Origin of the sequence: Novosphingobium gossypii (assembly GCF_050433305.1) — a bacterium.
GTDB lineage: Bacteria > Pseudomonadota > Alphaproteobacteria > Sphingomonadales > Sphingomonadaceae > Novosphingobium > Novosphingobium gossypii.
In genome coordinates, this window is record NZ_JBNPXM010000014.1 from 66,763 (window position 1) to 83,779 (window position 17,017).

14 protein-coding genes, 1 tRNA gene and 1 pseudogene are annotated in these 17,017 nt (G+C 60.9%); 6 read left to right on the plus strand and 10 right to left on the minus strand.

The genetic code is table 11. The annotated features are described in order from the left end of the window. Positions 1 to 47 precede the first annotated feature (47 nt). The gene (locus GGR40_RS19495) at positions 48 to 941 is read left to right on the plus strand and encodes a LysR substrate-binding domain-containing protein (RefSeq protein ID WP_429277913.1); all 894 of its coding nucleotides are present in this window, start codon (positions 48 to 50) and stop codon (positions 939 to 941) included. Here the strand turns inward: GGR40_RS19495 and GGR40_RS19500 are convergent. Next, entirely contained in the window at positions 938 to 1,687 is a 750-nt protein-coding gene (locus GGR40_RS19500) for an SDR family NAD(P)-dependent oxidoreductase (RefSeq protein WP_429277914.1), read from the minus strand. The genes GGR40_RS19495 and GGR40_RS19500 overlap by 4 nt on opposite strands. A 319-nt stretch (positions 1,688 to 2,006) precedes the next feature. Further along, positions 2,007 to 2,624 (minus strand): annotated as a pseudogene (locus GGR40_RS19505) (SDR family oxidoreductase); the annotation flags it as partial. Between the two features lie 427 nt (positions 2,625 to 3,051). Here GGR40_RS19505 and GGR40_RS19510 point away from each other — a divergent pair. Continuing rightward, entirely contained in the window at positions 3,052 to 5,433 is a 2,382-nt protein-coding gene (locus GGR40_RS19510; RefSeq protein WP_429277915.1) for a TonB-dependent receptor plug domain-containing protein, read from the plus strand. Between the two features lie 29 nt (positions 5,434 to 5,462). Further along, positions 5,463 to 6,710 carry an aminotransferase class V-fold PLP-dependent enzyme gene (locus GGR40_RS19515; RefSeq protein ID WP_429277916.1) on the plus strand — a complete coding sequence of 416 codons (1,248 nt, stop codon included), beginning with the start codon at positions 5,463 to 5,465 and terminating at the stop codon, positions 6,708 to 6,710. 282 nt (positions 6,711 to 6,992) lie between these two features. Here the strand turns inward: GGR40_RS19515 and arsH are convergent, their stop codons facing one another. The 5 genes from arsH to GGR40_RS19540 all read right to left on the minus strand — a co-directional run bounded on the left by arsH (position 6,993) and on the right by GGR40_RS19540 (position 10,304). Beyond that, positions 6,993 to 7,748, minus strand: coding sequence for an arsenical resistance protein ArsH (arsH, locus tag GGR40_RS19520; protein WP_429277917.1), 756 nt, complete (start codon positions 7,746 to 7,748; stop codon positions 6,993 to 6,995). Next, a complete protein-coding gene (locus GGR40_RS19525; RefSeq protein WP_429277918.1) occupies positions 7,749 to 9,035 on the minus strand; it encodes an arsenic transporter in 1,287 nt (428 codons plus the stop codon). Then, positions 9,035 to 9,463: an arsenate reductase (glutaredoxin) gene (gene arsC / locus GGR40_RS19530; RefSeq protein WP_429277919.1), complete on the minus strand. Its 429-nt coding sequence runs from the start codon at positions 9,461 to 9,463 to the stop codon at positions 9,035 to 9,037. The genes GGR40_RS19525 and arsC overlap by 1 nt, the downstream gene beginning before the upstream one ends. Before the next feature lie 10 nt (positions 9,464 to 9,473). Beyond that, positions 9,474 to 9,803: an ArsR/SmtB family transcription factor gene (locus tag GGR40_RS19535; RefSeq protein ID WP_429277920.1), complete on the minus strand. Its 330-nt coding sequence runs from the start codon at positions 9,801 to 9,803 to the stop codon at positions 9,474 to 9,476. 96 nt (positions 9,804 to 9,899) lie between these two features. Next, entirely contained in the window at positions 9,900 to 10,304 is a 405-nt protein-coding gene (locus GGR40_RS19540) for a MerR family transcriptional regulator (protein WP_429277921.1), read from the minus strand. Positions 10,305 to 10,370: 66 nt separating this feature from the next. On the opposite strand from GGR40_RS19540, the gene GGR40_RS19545 reads away from it, so the two are divergent. Then, positions 10,371 to 11,039 (plus strand): cation transporter, encoded by a 669-nt coding sequence (locus GGR40_RS19545; protein ID WP_429277922.1) that lies wholly within the window; start codon positions 10,371 to 10,373, stop codon positions 11,037 to 11,039. Here the strand turns inward: GGR40_RS19545 and GGR40_RS19550 are convergent. The 3 genes from GGR40_RS19550 to GGR40_RS19560 form a co-directional block, all read right to left on the minus strand. Then, positions 11,002 to 13,008: a TonB-dependent receptor plug domain-containing protein gene (locus GGR40_RS19550; protein WP_429277923.1), complete on the minus strand. Its 2,007-nt coding sequence runs from the start codon at positions 13,006 to 13,008 to the stop codon at positions 11,002 to 11,004. The two genes, GGR40_RS19545 and GGR40_RS19550, sit on opposite strands and share 38 nt — an antisense overlap. 289 nt (positions 13,009 to 13,297) lie before the next feature. Next, positions 13,298 to 14,437, minus strand: coding sequence for a tyrosine-type recombinase/integrase (locus tag GGR40_RS19555; RefSeq protein ID WP_429277924.1), 1,140 nt, complete (start codon positions 14,435 to 14,437; stop codon positions 13,298 to 13,300). A gap of 143 nt (positions 14,438 to 14,580) precedes the next feature. Further along, positions 14,581 to 14,672 (minus strand) — tRNA-Ser (locus GGR40_RS19560). A 315-nt stretch (positions 14,673 to 14,987) separates the two neighbouring features. Between GGR40_RS19560 and GGR40_RS19565 the strand changes: the two genes are divergently transcribed. Both GGR40_RS19565 and GGR40_RS19570 read left to right on the plus strand, forming a co-directional pair. Next, the gene (locus GGR40_RS19565; protein ID WP_429277925.1) at positions 14,988 to 15,761 is read left to right on the plus strand and encodes a DUF1134 domain-containing protein; all 774 of its coding nucleotides are present in this window, start codon (positions 14,988 to 14,990) and stop codon (positions 15,759 to 15,761) included. An 80-nt stretch (positions 15,762 to 15,841) separates the two neighbouring features. Continuing rightward, a complete protein-coding gene (locus tag GGR40_RS19570; protein WP_429277926.1) occupies positions 15,842 to 17,017 on the plus strand; it encodes an amino acid aminotransferase in 1,176 nt (391 codons plus the stop codon).

A 17,017-nucleotide genomic window follows, 5' to 3' on the forward strand; every position in this document is an offset into this window, starting at 1 on the left:
TCATCAAACGGAATTCTTACACCCTACATGAATCAGGTTCATCCATAATGCATCTTCTTGTCGGGCCTCTGAAAATCTTCGAGGCTGCAGCCCGCCATAATTCGTTCAAGCTGGCTGCTGCCGAACTTAATCTCTCGCCAAGTGCTGTCAGCCACGGGATCGCGAAGCTCGAACGGGAAATTGGCGCAAAACTGTTCGACCGCGAAGGCCGGAAGCTTGCGCTGACACTGGACGGAAAGGTCTTGCATAAGCCAGTTGAGCAAGCCTTTGGTCTTCTGCGGGCAGGACTACTGTCAGTGCAGAGCCGTCATGCTGAAGTGCTAAGGCTTCATGCGTCCCCCAGCTTCGCGGGACAATGGCTTACACCGCGGCTGCAGGCGTTCCTTAACACCCATCCCGACATGGCAGTCCAGATCGCCGCCGATACCGATTACACCCGGTTTTCAAACGACGATTTCGATGCCGATATCGTTTATGGTGATCGGGATTTTAGTGGCCTTTCGGCAATACCGTTGGGGCATGAACGCATCGTGCCAATGTGCGCGCCAGCCTTGGCGGAACGAATTTCCGGTCCAGGCGATCTTGCCGGTCACACGCTGATCCGCAGTTCGCTCAAGACGATCACTTGGGAAGATTGGCTCGCAGCGAACGGTGTGACCGCGCCGACAGGCGCCGGAATGCGTTTCGATCGCAGCTTCATGGCAATCACAGCGGCTGCCGATGGTCTGGGCATATGCCTCGACTCGACCCGCCTGGCCGAGCGTGAACTACGCAGCGGCAGACTTGTCGAACTGTTTGGCGATGAGGCTCGACATCCAATTGATGCACAGCACTACCTGGTCTTTCCTCACCGGAATGAGGAAAGACCAGCAGTTTCTGCATTCAAGAAATGGTTGCTGGCCGAACTCGCAAAAACGGACGACCAGCAACCCTCAGCTTAGTGGATCAGCATCCCGCCATTAACATCGAGGGTGATACCGGTCAGGTAGCTGGATAGATCGCTCGCGAGGAATACCGCAGCATTCGCAACATCGTTTGCTACACCAAGGCGCGCGAGAGGAATGCCATCGATGATGGATTGCTCCTGAGCGTCACTGAGTTTGCCTGCAGTGATATCTGTGGAGATTAGGCCTGGTGTGATGGAGTTCACACGTACCTGCTTGCCGCCGAATTCGCGGGCCATGGCCTTGCCAAGACCCAAGACGCCAGCCTTGGCCGCGCTGTAATGCGGACCACCGAAAATCCCACCACCGCGCTGTGCCGACACCGATGAAAGACAAATGATGCTGCCACCGCCAGCTGCGACCATGTGAGGAATGACAGCCTGCGAGCAGATCAAAGTTCCGCGCAGGTTCACATCCAGAATGCGGTCATAGTCTGCGCGACCAATCTCCAGGGTTTTGACCGGCTGCGTGATGCCAGCATTGTTGACCAGTACGTCAATGCGTCCGAACTGAGCAACGATGGCTTCGATAGCTGTCGCTACGGCTGCTTCGTCAGCGACGTTAGCGCTCAAGCCCAAATGGCCGTGGCCTAGATCTGCAGCAGCAGCCTGAGCGGCGCCCAGATCGAGATCGAGGATCGCGACCTTTGCGCCCTCCTCAGCAAACCGCCGCGCAGTCGCTCGTCCGATGCCTCGCGCTGACGCCGCGCCAGTTACGATGCACACTTTATCGGCTAACAGCATAGAACCTCTCCAACACATGATTGAGTGATTGGACATGTGGAAGAGGGTGAAACGTCGAACAAACGCAATTATGTCAGGCGGCGTGAACCTGATTCATGCACGAGGTATGCGATGACCAAACACTCTCCTGCTACTCACGACGGTCGCATGTTATGCGGAGCCCTTGACGAAACCAATCACGACCTGCGTATCTCTGCTCTTTGACATCGCGCGGGACATTGCGCGCGGTGCAGCAAGAAGTTCTGAGCCTGAATCCCAGGACAAAGAACTCACGGTTTTCCAACGCTTCGCATTGCACCAAATAAGCAGCTCGGCGGGTTCAGGTGAATTGAATACCCCCGTCAATCAACACCGATTGTCCGGTCATGTAGTCACTGTCCGGTGACGCGAGAAACGACACCAGCTTTGCGACATCCTCCGGTTCGGAAGTACGCCCTAACAGAATACCCTCGGAATGCTTTTTGAGTGCTTCGCCACGTTCGAGGCCGCCCGCTTGCGCCATACGCTCGTCGATTAGATCCCACATCCCGGTGCCAACCGTACCGGGACAATACGCGTTAACTGTGATCTTGTGTTGTGCCCTCTCCATGGCGGCCGCCTGGGTCAACCCACGCAGACCCCATTTGGATACGGAGTAGTGCCCAAGTAATGGCGTTGGCCGGAATGCAGCTATCGACGCTGCCCCGATGATCTTGCCACCCTTACCTTGGGCTATCATCTGACGCGCGGCGGACTGATAGCAAAGCAGTGCCCCGCGCAGATTAATGGCCACGACAAGATCCCATTCGTCGGCGTCGATCTCAAGCAGCGGTTTCACCCGCGCGATGCCGGCGTTGGCGACCATCACGTTCAGTTCGCCCAGATCATGGGCAACCTGCGAAACCATGTCCGTCACGTCCCGGGGCCTGGATACGTCGGCAATGACGGTAATGACACGGCGCCCGGACGTCTCCGCACCTCACGACGAGCGGCGTACGTTGGTCGGCAGCCGCCCCGCGCGAAAGTCGGCGTTCCCTGATACCCGGCTCTGATCCGGACAGTCGCCTTCCGGCCAGTCCGGGGCATCCAGAATGGGGAAGCTGCCGGTCCGCACCCGGGAGCGCGGAATTGGCTGCTGAACGACCGGCTAGGGTCGGAGCTCCAATCGACTGAGACCTGGAACTTTTTTTACGATCTTGCAATTTTGCGACACTCTACGTGCGACTGTGCGACGGCGTTCTATCGTTGACAAAAGTGGTCTTCGTGTCCTCCGAAGAACAGGAATGACTGCCCTGCCAAATCCAATCCTGTCATTGGTTCGTCATTTCTAAAACCTAACGGAGCCGCGCCGGACGCAGCCCGGTGGTCGCAGAACAGGGTCATTCATGAAAATTCTCACCGGTGCGAGCTTGCTCGCGCTGTCTCTCGCGTCCGTTCCGGCGCTGGCGCAGAGTGCGAGCGAGGTAGACAGCGGATCGTCGGCCTATGCTGGCGACGAAGGCATCATCGTCACCGGAACTCGCGAGCGTTCGCGCACGCAATTCGATACGCTTGCTCCCGTCGACGTGCTGGGGGCGACCACTATCCGCTCCAGCGTCTCCGGCGACGTCAACGATACCCTGGCGCAACTCTTGCCCTCGTTCAACGTGCAGCGCCTGCCTGCAGCCGATGGTCAGGCCTTCGTTCGCCCCGCCACCCTGCGCGGCCTTTCGCCCGACCAGACGCTCGTGCTGGTGAACGGCAAGCGCTACCACCGCTCTGCCCTCCTTGGGACGCGCGGTGCACAGGCCGCAGACCTTGCCAGCATCCCCTCGCTCGCCATCAAGCGGATCGAAGTGCTGCGCGACGGCGCAGCTGCCCAATACGGTTCGGACGCAATTGCCGGGGTGATCAACATCATCCTTGAGGATGAGCCGGGCATGAGCGCTTACTCGCAGTTCTCGCAGTATTATGAAGGCGACGGCAACCAGTATCAGGTCGGTATGCGCGGTGGCATCGCGCTTGGCGATCGCGGCAGCATCGTCTTCACCGGCGACTACGACAAGTCCGAAGCCACTTCGCGTACCCGGCAGCGTCCCGACGCGATCGAATTTCAGAACGCCAATCCGCAGCTCGACGTGCCGAACCCGGTACAGCGCTGGGGCCAGCCTGATGAAACCCGTCTGCGCGGCGCGATCGATGCGAAGTACGCCTTCAGCGATGCCATGCGGCTTTACGGTTTCCTCACCGCGCAGTCGGGTGATGGACAGACCGACTTCAACTGGCGCAACCCTGCTGCCACCGCCAGCGTCTATGGTGCCAGCAGCGTATTTCCGGGCTTTTCGTTCTCGACCCTCTATCCCACCGGTTTCACGCCGCGGCTGACAACGCAATATAGCGATCTGCAGACGGTGGGCGGCCTCGAGGGCGACATCAGCGACGCCCTCAGCTACGATCTCAGCGCATCGTGGGGCCGCAGCACTATCGAATATGGCATGAAGGAAAGCCTGAACGCCTCGATGGGGCCGCTCAGCCCGACCAGCTTCTACATCGGCAAGCTTGAGCAGCGCGAGCTCAACTTCAATGCCGATTTCGTCTACCGGCTAGACGTAGGGTCCGAAGAACCCGTCAATGTGGCGTTCGGTGCCGAGCGTCGTCGCGAAACTTACGAAGTCGGCGCTGGCGACGAAGCGTCCTACCTGATCGGTCCGGGCGCACGCACCGGCCTTGCGGGCGGCTCAAATGGCTTCCCCGGCTATGGGCCCGACCGTGCCGGTGCGTGGAACCAGACCAGCTACGCAGGTTACGTCGACCTTGAATGGAAGCCGGTCAATATGCTGACCCTCGGCGCGGCGGGCCGCTACGAGGATTTCTCGGCGTTCGGCGACACCTTCAACTACAAGCTGTCCGCGCGCGTCGATCCGACCGAAGGCCTGGGCCTGCGTGCTACATATTCGACCGGGTTCCGAGCACCGACGCCCGGACAGCTGAACACCCGCTCGACCGTTCAAGGCCTCGATACCACAACGCAAACGATCTACACGTCCGGTCGCTTGTCGCCGTCCGATCCGCTTTCCGTATTGCTTGGTGCCAAGGCGCTGACACCTGAAAAGTCCAAGACGGTTACCGCTGGCCTTACCTTCCGCACGCCATTCGGTCTGACCGGAAGCCTTGATGCTTACCAGATCAAACTGACGGATCGCTTCAGCCAGTCCAGCACGTTTACTGTGCCTGCCGGTTATCCCAACCCGGAAGGCTTCACCTCGGTCAGCTATTTCACCAACGACTTCGATACGCGCACGCGCGGCATAGACGCGGTGCTGGGCTATGCTGCGCCCCTTGGTGCCGGTCGCGTCAACGCCAGCCTCGCTTACAACTACAACGTGACAAAGGTGCTTTCGGGCACCTCTGCTGCGGTAAGCAACGCCACGCAACGCCGCGTATTCGAGGATCGTCTGCCCAAGCACAACGCCACTGCAACGCTGGGGTATGATCTGGGACCGGTTTCCCTGCTTGGTCGCGCGCGTTACTATGGCAGCTGGACGGACGTTTCGGGCAATGCCACGGGCGAAATCTTCCAGGACTTCGGGTCAATGGTGCTGTTCGATCTGTCGGTGGCCTACACCATCAATGAGCATCTCACTGTGCGTGTCGGCGCCGAGAACATTTTCAACAGCTACCCTGATGAGGCGACAAACCAGGCAGTGCGCGGTCTGATCTACTCGCGCAACGCACCTTACGACACGGACGGTGGCCAGTACTATGCCCGCCTTGGAGTGACGTTCTGATGGAGCAGGGCGGTCTGGATCGCCGCACGATGCTGGCCGGGGCCTTGGCGGCATTGCCGCTGGCGTCTCGGGCCGAAGCACAGGCCGCCCCGCTTGATCCGTTTACGAACGACGAAGCATATTGGCGACAAGTCGCCTCTCAATACGATGTCACGCGAGACGTTATTCAACTGGAGAACGGCAACTGGGGGATGATGCCGCGCGCCGTCCTCGAAGTCTATCGCGAGAACCTTGCGCGAGTGAACCGGGATACCAGCTATTATACCCGGCGTGGCTATGGCCGCGATGCCAAGGCAGTGCGAGATCAACTGGCGCAGGCGATGGGCGTTCCAGCGGAAGAGTTGGCGTTCACCCGTAACGCCACGGAAGCACTGAAGGCCCTGATCCTTGGCTACAATCGGGTGGGGAAGGGCGACAGCGTTCTTTACGCCGACCTCGATTACGATTCGATGCAGGCTTGTATGGACAGCCTTGCTCGGCAGCAGGGTGCGCAAGTCGTTCGCATCGCGTTGCCCGAACCTGCAACGCGCGATAATCTCATCGAAGCTTATGAACGGACTTTCCGGGAGAACCCGCGCCTGAAACTGGTTCTGCTCACCCGGCTGAGCCACCGCACGGGTCTGGTCATTCCGGTACGTGAGATTGCAGCCATGGCGCGGGCACGCGGCATTGATGTCATCGTTGACGCAGCCCATAGCTGGTATCAGTGCGATGCCGACATCGCCTCGCTGGACTGTGATTTCGTGGGTGTGAACTGCCACAAGTGGCTGGGTGCTCCCCTTGGGATGGGCGCCATTCATATCCGGAAGTCGGCCCTTGACCGGATCGACCTGGACCCTGCCGAGGGCGTCGATCATGGAATCTGGAGCCGTGTGCACACGGGCACCAGCGATTTCGCTGCAATCCTCACCGCGCCTGCCGCGCTGGCGTTTCACCAGAGCATCGGCAACAAGCACCGAATGGACCGTCTGCGTGCGCTGCGCAACCGCTGGGTATCGCAAGTGCGGCACATCGACCGTGTGGAAATTCTGACGCCGGACGATCCGGAACTGCACGGCGCGATAACCTCATTCCGCTTGCGTGATGTCACCAGCGATGATGGCAACACCAAGCTGGCCGCTGCGCTGCTGGATAGACATGCCATCTTCACCGTGAGCCGCAACGGCGTAGGAAAGGGGGCCTGTGTCCGGATCACTCCGGCACTGTTCAATTCGATTGAGGACGTTGATGCGGCCGCGCAGGCGATACGGCAGTTAGCAGGCGACTGGCCCCAATAACTGACGCGTCTATAGCCGCAACAGCACCACTCTTTCCTAGTACAAAAATGAGTACTTAATTCTAAGTGTTGGATGTGCTTCGTGGACGGGATTTAGCAAGGTGCCGAGAGTCGGAATGACCTGGCCGGGGCATTAGCAACCGGAACGTCCGCACTTGGGCACACGAACTTTGCGTCTGAATGGCGACAAGGGGTCGGTTTCGCTGCGCGCGCAACGCCTTGGCCTGGGACTTTCCAGTCGTTCCCAGCACCTGCAAGGAACGACTGCTCTCGCCGAAACCCGTCAGTTCCTGCTGGACTGACCTGAAACAGCGATGGCTGAAAGGTCAGTTGCTGGATCGACGAGCACGCCATGGTGCTTGCGCTCCGAATAGCGATCGACAAGCTGCTGCGTGTGCGGGCGCATCAGGACAGTGAAGCGCACCAGCTCTTCCATCACGTCCACGATCCGGTCGTAATAGCTCGACGCCTTCATGCGGCCCGCTTCATCGAACTCCTTGTAGGCCATTGCCACGGACGACTGGTTGGGGATGGTGAACATCCGCATCCAGCGGCCAAGAAGGCGCAGCGTGTTGACCGCGTTGAACGACTGCGACCCTCCGGACACCTGCATGACCGCGAGCGTGCGTCCCTGCGTCGGCCGCATCCCTTTCATCTCCAGCGGTAGATGGTCGATCTGCGCCTTCATGATGCCGGTAATCTGCCCGTGCCGTTCCGGGCTGCACCATACCTGACCTTCGGACCACATCGAAAGTTCGCGCAGCTCATGGACAGCAGGATGATCGTCTCCCACTACTTGATCCGGCAGCGGCAGCGTCGAGGGATCGAAGATCTTAGTGTCCGCGCCGAACAGACGCAGAAGGCGCGCGGCTTCCTCAACGGCAAAACGGGAGAAAGACCGCTCGCGCAGGCTGCCATAGAGCAGCAGGATGCGCGGCGCAGGGTCGAGCGCGCCTAGCCCCGTTGCTGGCCGCTGGTGAATATAGGCGGGATCCAGCGCTGGCAGGCTGTCGGGGTCATGGAGATTACGAAGAGGCATTCAGGCAAATCCAATACGCAAGGCGAGAGCCGCGAGGGTGATGAGCAGGATGGGAACGGTGAGTGTGACGCCCACCCGGAAATAATAGCCCCACCCGATCCTGATCCCCTTCTGGCCGAGAACGTGCAGCCACAGCAGGGTCGCAAGCGAACCTATGGGCGTGAGCTTGGGTCCGAGGTCGCAGCCGATCACATTGGCGTAGATCATGGCTTCCTTCACCGCGCCGGTGGCGTGAGCGGCATCGATCGACAGCGCCCCCACCAGTACTGTCGGCATGTTGTTCATTACCGACGACAGGGCCGCCGCGATCATGCCGGTTCCCAGCGCCGCGCCCCACACGCCGCCCTGGGCGGTCTTATCGAGCAATGCGGCGAGGTGGTCGGTCAGCCCGGCATTTCGCAGGCCGTAGACGACCAGATACATGCCCAGCGAGAAGATCACGACCTGCCATGGCGCTTCGCGCATGACTTTGCGGGTCTGGATCACGTGCCCTTTGCCTGCAATCGCGAGCAGCAGGATTGCGCCGGCAGCGGCCACGGCGCTGACGGGCACGCCCATTGGTTCGAGCAGGAAGAAGCCGAGCAGCAGCAGCGCCAGAACGATCCATCCGGCGCGGAAGGTCGCGGCGTCGCGGACCGCTTCACGCGGGGCGCGCAGAGCAGCCACGTCGTAGGTCGCCGGAATGTCGCGCCGGAAAAACAGCATCAGCGCGCCCAACGTCGCGGCGATCGCGGCCAGATCGACCGGCACCATGACGCTCGCATATTCGCCGAAGCCTAGGCCAAAGAAGTCGGCCGACACGATGTTGACGAGGTTCGATACGACCAAAGGCAGGCTTGCCGTATCGGCGATGAACCCGGCGGCCATGACGAAGGCGAGCGTGGCCTTGTCGCCATATCCCAGCGCCCGCAGCATGGCGATGACGATCGGCGTCAGGATCAGCGCCGCGCCGTCATTGGCAAAAAGGGACGAGACCGCCGCGCCCAGCAGTACGACCATCGCGAACAGGCGACGACCATTGCCCTTGCCCCATCGCGCGACATGCAGCGCTGCCCACTCGAAAAAACCAGCCTCATCGAGAAGCAGGCTGATGATGATGATCGCAACGAATGCGGCCGTCGCGTTCCAGACGATGCCCCACACCACCGGAACGTCGGATAGCGAAACAACGCCCAGAAGCAGCGCCACCGCCGCGCCGCCCAGCGCGCTCCACCCAATGCCGAGCCCCTTGGGTTGCCAAATGACGAGGGTGATGGTGACGACGAAGATCAGGACGGCAAGTAGCATCAGGCGATGCGCTGGCCCGAGGCGTCCACCACCTGTTCGCCATCTTCCTTCGTGAATGTGCCGAGTTGGCCAGTGGGCAACAAATCAAGCACAGCTTCGGAAGGACGACACAGCTTCACGCCCAGCGGCGAGACGACAAGTGGCCGGTTGATGAGGATCGGGTGCGCCATCATCGCATCGACCAGCGCGTCATCCGACAATGCGGTGTCTGCCAAGCCTAGCTCTGCATAGGGCGTTCCCTTCTCGCGCAGCAGTGCGCGCGGGCCGATCCCGGCGCGGCCGATCAGCTCGACCAGCAAGGCGCGCGAAGGCGGGGTTTTCAGATATTCGATAACATGGGGTTCGATGCCCGCGTTGCAGATCATCGCCAGCGTGTTGCGCGAGGTGCCGCATTCCGGGTTGTGATAGATGATGATGTCGGTTGCCACGATAAATCCTTCAGCAGCAGGTGAGTTCAGCAACGAGCGGCTCGCAAAGTTCGGGGTGGCCCTGACAGCAATCCTTCGCCAGGAAGAGCATCAGGCTTTTTAACGCGCTGATGTTCGCCCGCTGGATTTGCTGGCGACCGCGCTTTTCCGAAAGGACCAGTCCAGCTTTCGCAAGCACAGCCAAATGCGTCGAGAATGTGCTTTGGCTCTGCCCTGAAGCCTCAACAAGTTGTCCAGTCGACAACCCATCAGGCTCGTGGCGAACAAGGAGGCGGAAGGCATCCAGACGGGTGGGATGCGCCAGCGCACCTAAAATTTCGAGGGAAGCAATGATTTCCATCCATCGGATCTATCCGATGGGATTTGCGCAGTCAAGAAGCATCGGAATTACCCGATGGATTGGTCGGTAATTCTCAATCCCGGAGATGACGCTCTACTATCGCGATACAACCGGCCCCAACGCCTCGATGATGCGGCATTCCGCGACAGTCCCACCATCGCAAGAGTCGATCACGGCTTTCAATTCCCGTCGTAATGCCTGGAGATCCGCGATTTTGCGATCCACCTCCCTAAGGTGCTGATTGGCGATCCGATCGATCCCGGCGCAGTCGCAACTGCGATCGTCGGACAGGCCGAGAAGCGCGCGGACCTGATCGAGAGAAAAGCCCAGATCTCGCGACCGCCGGATGAAAGACAGGCGCCCAAGCTCGGCTTGCCCGTAATTCCGGTAGTTGCTTGACGTGCGCGCAGGCTTCGGAAGCAGGCCGATCCGCTCATAGTAGCGGATGGTCTCGATCTTCGTATGCGTGGCCTTGCCCATTTCACCGATCGTCATCGCCATGCTCTTGACCCTGTAGTTGCTACAGGCCTTATGTAGCCGGTCATCGACGGAATGAGGAGATGGCATATGGCCGGCGGTTGCTGCGGCGGATCACACGGCAATGACGCAAAGACCGACGATCGCGTCTGGCGGCGAGCGCTGTGGATTGCGCTTTTCATTAACGCCGGCATGTTCGGTGTCGAGATTGTCGCGGGCGTCGCCGCGGGATCAGCATCACTTAAGGCCGACGCGCTCGATTTTTTGGGCGATGCGGCCAACTACGCCATCAACCTCGGCGTGGCCGGGCTTGCGCTGCGCTGGCGTGCCCGCGCTGCGCTAGCCAAGGGCGTGTCGCTTCTGCTGCTGGGCATCTGGGTCATCGCCAGCACTGTGTGGATGGCGGCGCGCGGGACGTTGCCGACGGCCGAAACCATGGGCATCATCGGCGTCCTCGCACTCGTCGCCAACCTGATCTGTGCGGTGATCCTGTGGCGGCATCGGGAGGGCGATGCCAATCGCCGGTCGGTCTGGATATGCTCTCGCAACGATGCGATCGGCAACATTGCTGTGGTCGCGGCCGCGCTGGGCGTCTTCGGCACTGGAACCGCCTGGCCGGACATCGCCGTCGCTGCGGTGCTGGCTGGTCTTGGCATATCGGGCGGTTGGCAAATAGTCCGACAGGCTTGGGGGGAATTGAAGGGCATCGACCATGCTCGTCCTATTCCCCGCCAAACCGGAACCGCACCCCGCCATTGAGAACGAAGCCATCGGTCGGCGCCCATGCATCGACCGTCCAGGCACCTGTCGGCGCGCGGCTGCGCAGGAGTAGCGGGTCATATTTGGTCTGCCGGACATTCAGCAGATTCTCCGCGTTGACGAACAGACTGACTTTGCCAAGTACGAGTTCGCCCATCGCGCCGAGCTGGACGTATGGGCGACTCCGGGTCCGATAGGGATTGTCGTCCAGCGACTGACGGCCGGTATAATAGGCTTCGATCCCGATCCGGCCCCGCCCATGTCTTTCCCACATGGCAACCAGCCCGGCACTGTCGCGAGGAGTCAGCGGGACCGTCCGGCGACCCGGCCCATCCGGGTATGGCTCTCTCGCATCGACATGAACATAACTGCCAGTGAGCGTCACGGCTTCCCAGCGGTATCGCAACAGCACCTCTGCACCGCGCGTCTTCGTCAGGCCGGCGGCGTTAATGAGTGTCACATGACTAGCGTCCACCTCCCGCAGCTGAACCGCATTGTCGATGTTGGAAGCGAACAGGCTTACATTGGCCTCGATCGGTCCATCTGCATAACCGAAGTCTATGGACGCGCTGTCCGCCACCTCAGCCTTCAGCTTGGCATAGGGCATAAGGCGTGAAAGGCCGTTCGCCTCAATCTCTTCGACAAATGGCGTTGGGGCATAAAAGCCGCGCCCGAGCGACGCGCGGATTGTCCAGGGGCCGGGCTTGTAGAGCGCCGACAGACGCGGACTGACACGCGAACCATAGTCGCTGTGACCATCCCATCGCGCGCTCCCCGCAAGCGTCAGGCTGTCAGCCAGCTTCTGCTCCCCTTGAATGAAGAGCGAGGGCACGGTGTAGCTATAATCAAAGGCGGAATACGCTCTGGAGCGGTAATCGTCCGCCTGAATGGCAGCGCCCGCCAGCCATGTGGTCCTGCCAACCTCGCCGCCAATCGACGCCTCGGCCAGACCAGTCCTGTGGCGGTCATTCTCAATGAGGTCACCAAAGCGGTGGCGATGAGACTGGGTAACACCGGAAGCGCGCAGATGAAGTGTGCCGATGCCGTCCAGCGGCGTCTCGGCCGTCAGGCCCAGATCATAGCGGCGGCTGCGCTGCGCCTGAACGAAAGGTCGCCTATCCGGCGCAGTCGCACCTGGAATTGTGCCGCCGTCACGTTGCTCGGCCATGGCGCCGAAGGTCAACAAGGCCTTTAATCCGTCAGCACCATCCCAGAAGAACCGGGGTCGAACGGTGAAGCGCTCAAAGCCGGGCATGTCTGCCCAGCCATCATCGTTGAGGTCCTGGCGACTCTGCCGGTCATAGCCCGCCGTAACCGACGCACTAAGCGTCTCGCTGATCGGGGAAGCGACGTAGCCGGCGACATCCTGACCGTTCCGGCTTGTCGCATTCAGCAGCAGTTCGCCCTGCGGTTCGCTCGTCGGACGACGGGACACCAGGTTAATGACGCCGCCAAGGGCCGAAGGACCGTAAAGGGCAGAGGCCGCGCCTTTGACGATCTCCACCTGACCCAGATCAGTTGGCGGGATCTGGAGCAGGCCAATGGACGGCGTCTGCCCGCCGTAGAGCGGGAGGCCATCGGCGAGAATCTGCGTGTATCTGCCCTTCAGCCCTTGGATGCGCACATTGGCCGCGCCCAGCGCAGGCGAAGTGGTCTGGACCCTGACTCCCGGCGTTTCGCTGACCAGCATAGCGATGTTGCCCGGCCGCATGAGGACTTTTTCTTCGATCTCTTCCCGATTCACCACGTCCACACGGATGGGTTCATCCTGTACGCGGCGCCTTGAACGGGTCGCCTGCACTACGATCTCGGGTTCTTCTTCCTCTTCGGCGTGATCATCGGTTTGACCATAGGCCGAGGCGGGCCAGGCAGTTCCAAGGAGAAGCCAGAGAAGGGCGCGGTTCAGCCGCCGGTGCTTTCGAGAAACAGACTTCAATGCTAGCCCCTGTTCGATCCAGATTGCGATCACGGGGAGCCTCATAGGGCCTGTAGCAACTACAGGGTCAAGGCCTTTGGACGTCAGGTGAAGATCGGCGAGGGTATACTGCACGTCCCGTGCCACGGCGGTTGGCAGGTTCTGTCCTAAGCGGACGATCATGCACCGTCTTGGCTACGGCGTAAGTTGGTCGCGAGCTGCCGGCAGAGCGGAAGGGCTGCACGTCAGGAGCGGAATTCTAGCTCTAAATGGCTAAAATGGGACGGCGCTAAACAGGGTGGGGCAGGGGCTGCCGTATGCCGGCAGAACCAATCTCATTCAGCTATTTGCAAAATTGCGCCCAATCTTCCATCAACTTTCGGCGCTTCTCTAGCAGATTTCCTCGTCGATAAGCTGCTTCAGTTTTGTCCTTGACGGCATGGGCAAGCGCCGCTTCTGCAACCTCCCGCAAGTGTTCAGTTTCTTCGCTCACCCAATCCCGAAATGCCGAGCGGAAGCCATGGGCCGTATATGGTTCCTTCATCTCACGTAGGAGCTTTGTTAGCGTCATGTCGGACAAGGGACTGTTCCGCTTTGCTCCGGGGAAAACAAGGGGGCATTCGCCCAACCGGAGGATAGAGGCCCTTTCAACAATTCGAATTGCGGCCGCAGTGAGAGGGACGATGTGTTCACGGTTTGCCTTCATTCGTTCCTTGGGAATCGTCCAGAGACGGTTTTGCAGATCGAATTCCTCCCAGCGTGCTCCTCGGACTTCGCCGGAGCGGGCGGCAGTCAGGATCGCAAACTCGAGCGCCATGCGGCTGAATGATTCCCGTGCGCGGAGACTGGTGATGAATGCCGGCACCTTATTATATGGCATCGCCGCGAAATGGCCGTCGTTCTTGGGTTGCTTCGGAAGCCCCTTCGTCACAGCCCGCATCGGTGCCTCGGTTTCCCGGAAGCCCGATGCGAATGCCCAGTCGAGCACAGCCCCGATCCGTTGACGCACACGCCGCGCGGTTTCTGGCTTCGATAGCCAGATCTCGGCCAGAACGTTCCGGATCATCGGGCCCGTGATCTCTGACACCTGGACGTTGCCCAGCTTCGGAAACACATATGTCTCGAGCGTGCGCAGCCATTGGCCTTCGTGCTTTTCATTACGCCACGTTTTGCGTTGGGCAGCGAGAACCTTGGCGGTGGCTTCCTTAAAGGTCGGAATGCCTTCTGCCTTCCGCCGCTCGAAGATGGGATCAAGACCGAGCTCTACCCAGCTGCGAATCTCACGGGCACGATCGCGGGCCTGGGCAAGGGTTACTTTCGCGGCGCTTCCGAGACCGAAGTCTCGTCGATTGCCGGCCTTCTGAACACGGCACACCCAGCTTTTGGCTCCGGTGGGTTGAATGATGAGAAATAGTCCATCACCATCACCCAAGCGGCCAGGCTTGGTGGCGTTCCTTACGGCTGAGGCGGACAGCTTACCCATGCCACAAATCTTCCCACATTTTTTCCCACACGACCAATCGGTTGCAGGCGAACAGGGGCAGATGCGGGTGGACGCGAATCATCCGAAAGACTTGATTTCTCAGAGCCTTATCGGATGGTCGCGAATGTGGCTGGATGAGCCGGTGGCGGAGACGCCGGGATTCGAACCCGGGGTGCCCCCTTAAGGGCACGACGGTTTAGCAAACCGCTGGTTTCAGCCACTCACCCACGTCTCCGGATGCGGCTTAGAGCGGTGCCTATAGCGGGGGGATTCCGGGTGGGCAAGGGGGTGACGCACAAGAATGTGCATTTGTTCAACATACCGGATTCGACGCATTTTCGACTCGACCTGCCGCAAAACGGACTCATGCTGTCGCCCGTTCATTGCGAGGTCATGCCGGGTGGATTCTTGTGGACGCTTATCGGTTTTGGCCGTGCTTTGGCGCGGGGGACATGGAAGGGGCGGCTCTGGTCGCCTACACTGCTGAGGTACGCACGCCATGAAGGGTCAACATATGCAACGTCGGACGCACACTGGGACAGCCGGAAAGATGCGCCTCACGATCGGTTCGGCAACGGCGCTGCTGGCGCTGGCCACACCTGTCGCTCCTGCGTTCGCGCAGGTCACGACGGTCGATCCGGATGCCGCCATCGACGCCGACCTCAATCAGGGCGCTCGCTATCCGGCGAATCCTGTTGCCACGAACCCCGGCAACGGCACGCCGGTGGATGCACCTCCGGCCACCGACTGGAACGGCGGGGAAGTCCCCGCTTCACCGCCGCCGGCATCCAGCTACCCCGCCTCGCCAGGCAATGCGCCGATGACGACGCAGGATGCTTCGGGTACATACCGTGAGGACGATTTGATCGGTGCCGCCGAAGGCGTGTTCGGCAAGGGCGCCAAGGGTCTTGCAGACATCATCAAGGATCTTCTCGCCAAGCAGGGGCAGCCCAACGCCTATATCGTGGGCCGCGAGGCGGGCGGCGCGATCGCCGTGGGGCTGCGTTATGGTTCCGGCACCCTGCATCACAAGGTTGAGGGCGAGCGGCCGGTCTACTGGACTGGGCCGTCGATCGGATTCGATGCAGGCGCCAATGCCGGCAACGCCTTCGTGCTGGTCTACAACCTCTACGACAGCCAGGAACTGTTCCACCGCTTCGGAGCGGGTGAAGGGCAGGCCTACCTCGTCGGCGGGTTCACCGTCAGTTATCTTCGACGCGGCAACACGGTGCTGATTCCCGTGCGCGCGGGCGCGGGGCTGCGGCTGGGCGCCAACATCGGCTACATGAAGTTTTCCGAAAAGCAGCGTTGGCTGCCCTTCTGACGTAACGATATTGCTTCATGACGCGACGGTTGAACTGGACGGTTGCGTCATGAAGCTGGCGAGGTTATGGGCCGCCCGCCATGCTCAACGAACTCAAGCAACAGCCCGCCGACGCGCTTCTTGCGCTGATCAAGCTCCACAACAGCGACCCGCGCGCTGACAAGATCGACCTTGGCGTCGGCGTCTACAAGACTGCCGATGGCGCCACGCCGGTCTTTGCCGCGATCAAGGCCGCGGAGCAGAAACTGGTCGCCGGTCAGGACACCAAGGCCTACCTTGGCCCCGAGGGTGACATGGGCTTCGTCGAAAAGCTGATGCCCTACATTTTCGGCAAGTCCAATCCGACCATGGACGGTCGCATCGAAGGCATGCAGACCCCCGGCGGCACGGGTTCGCTGCGCCTGGCGCTGGCGATGGTGAAGCGCGCCGGCTACAAGCGCATCATCGTCGGCAAGCCCAGCTGGCCGAACCACAACCAGATCTGCGCCGATCTTGGCCTTGACGTTCTTGAATTCAATCACGCGACCGCGACCGGCGCCGACATGGATGCGCTGCGCGGTGCCATAGCTGCCGCCGAAGCGGGCGATGCCATCCTGCTGCACGGCTGCTGCCACAACCCCACCGGCATCGATTACACGAATGCCGAATGGGATGAGATCGCCGGGCTGCTGAGCGCTTCCTCGATCCTGCCGGTCCTCGACCTTGCGTACCAGGGGCTGGGCCATGGCATGGAAGAGGACGCCTATGGCCTGCGCCAGGTGCTGGCCGCGGTGCCCGAAGCGCTGATCTGCTATTCGTGCGACAAGAACTTCGGCCTGTATCGTGACCGCGTTGGCGCGCTGTACGCGATGGTTTCCGATCCGGCGGATCTTGCCAAGGTCATGTCGAACGGCCACGGTCTGGCCCGTGCAAACTGGTCGCAGCCGCCAGACCACGGCGCCGCAGCGGTTCGCATCGTCCTTGAGGATGAGGCGCTGACCGCGCAGTGGCTGGCCGAACTCGACGAGATGCGGGAGCGCATGCGCAAGGTGCGCTCGACGCTGGAAGCCGCAGGCAAGGTCGGCGGCGTGGATCTGACGCCGGTGGGATCGCAGAACGGCCTGTTCTCGATCATTCCTTTCACCCCCGATCAGGTGAAGGCCATGCGCGCCGATCACGGCATCTACTTCGCCGCTTCGGGCCGCATCAACGTGGCTGGGCTGACCGAAGGCAACATCGACAAGTTCGTTGCCGCCGTCGCCACGGTGACCGCCTGA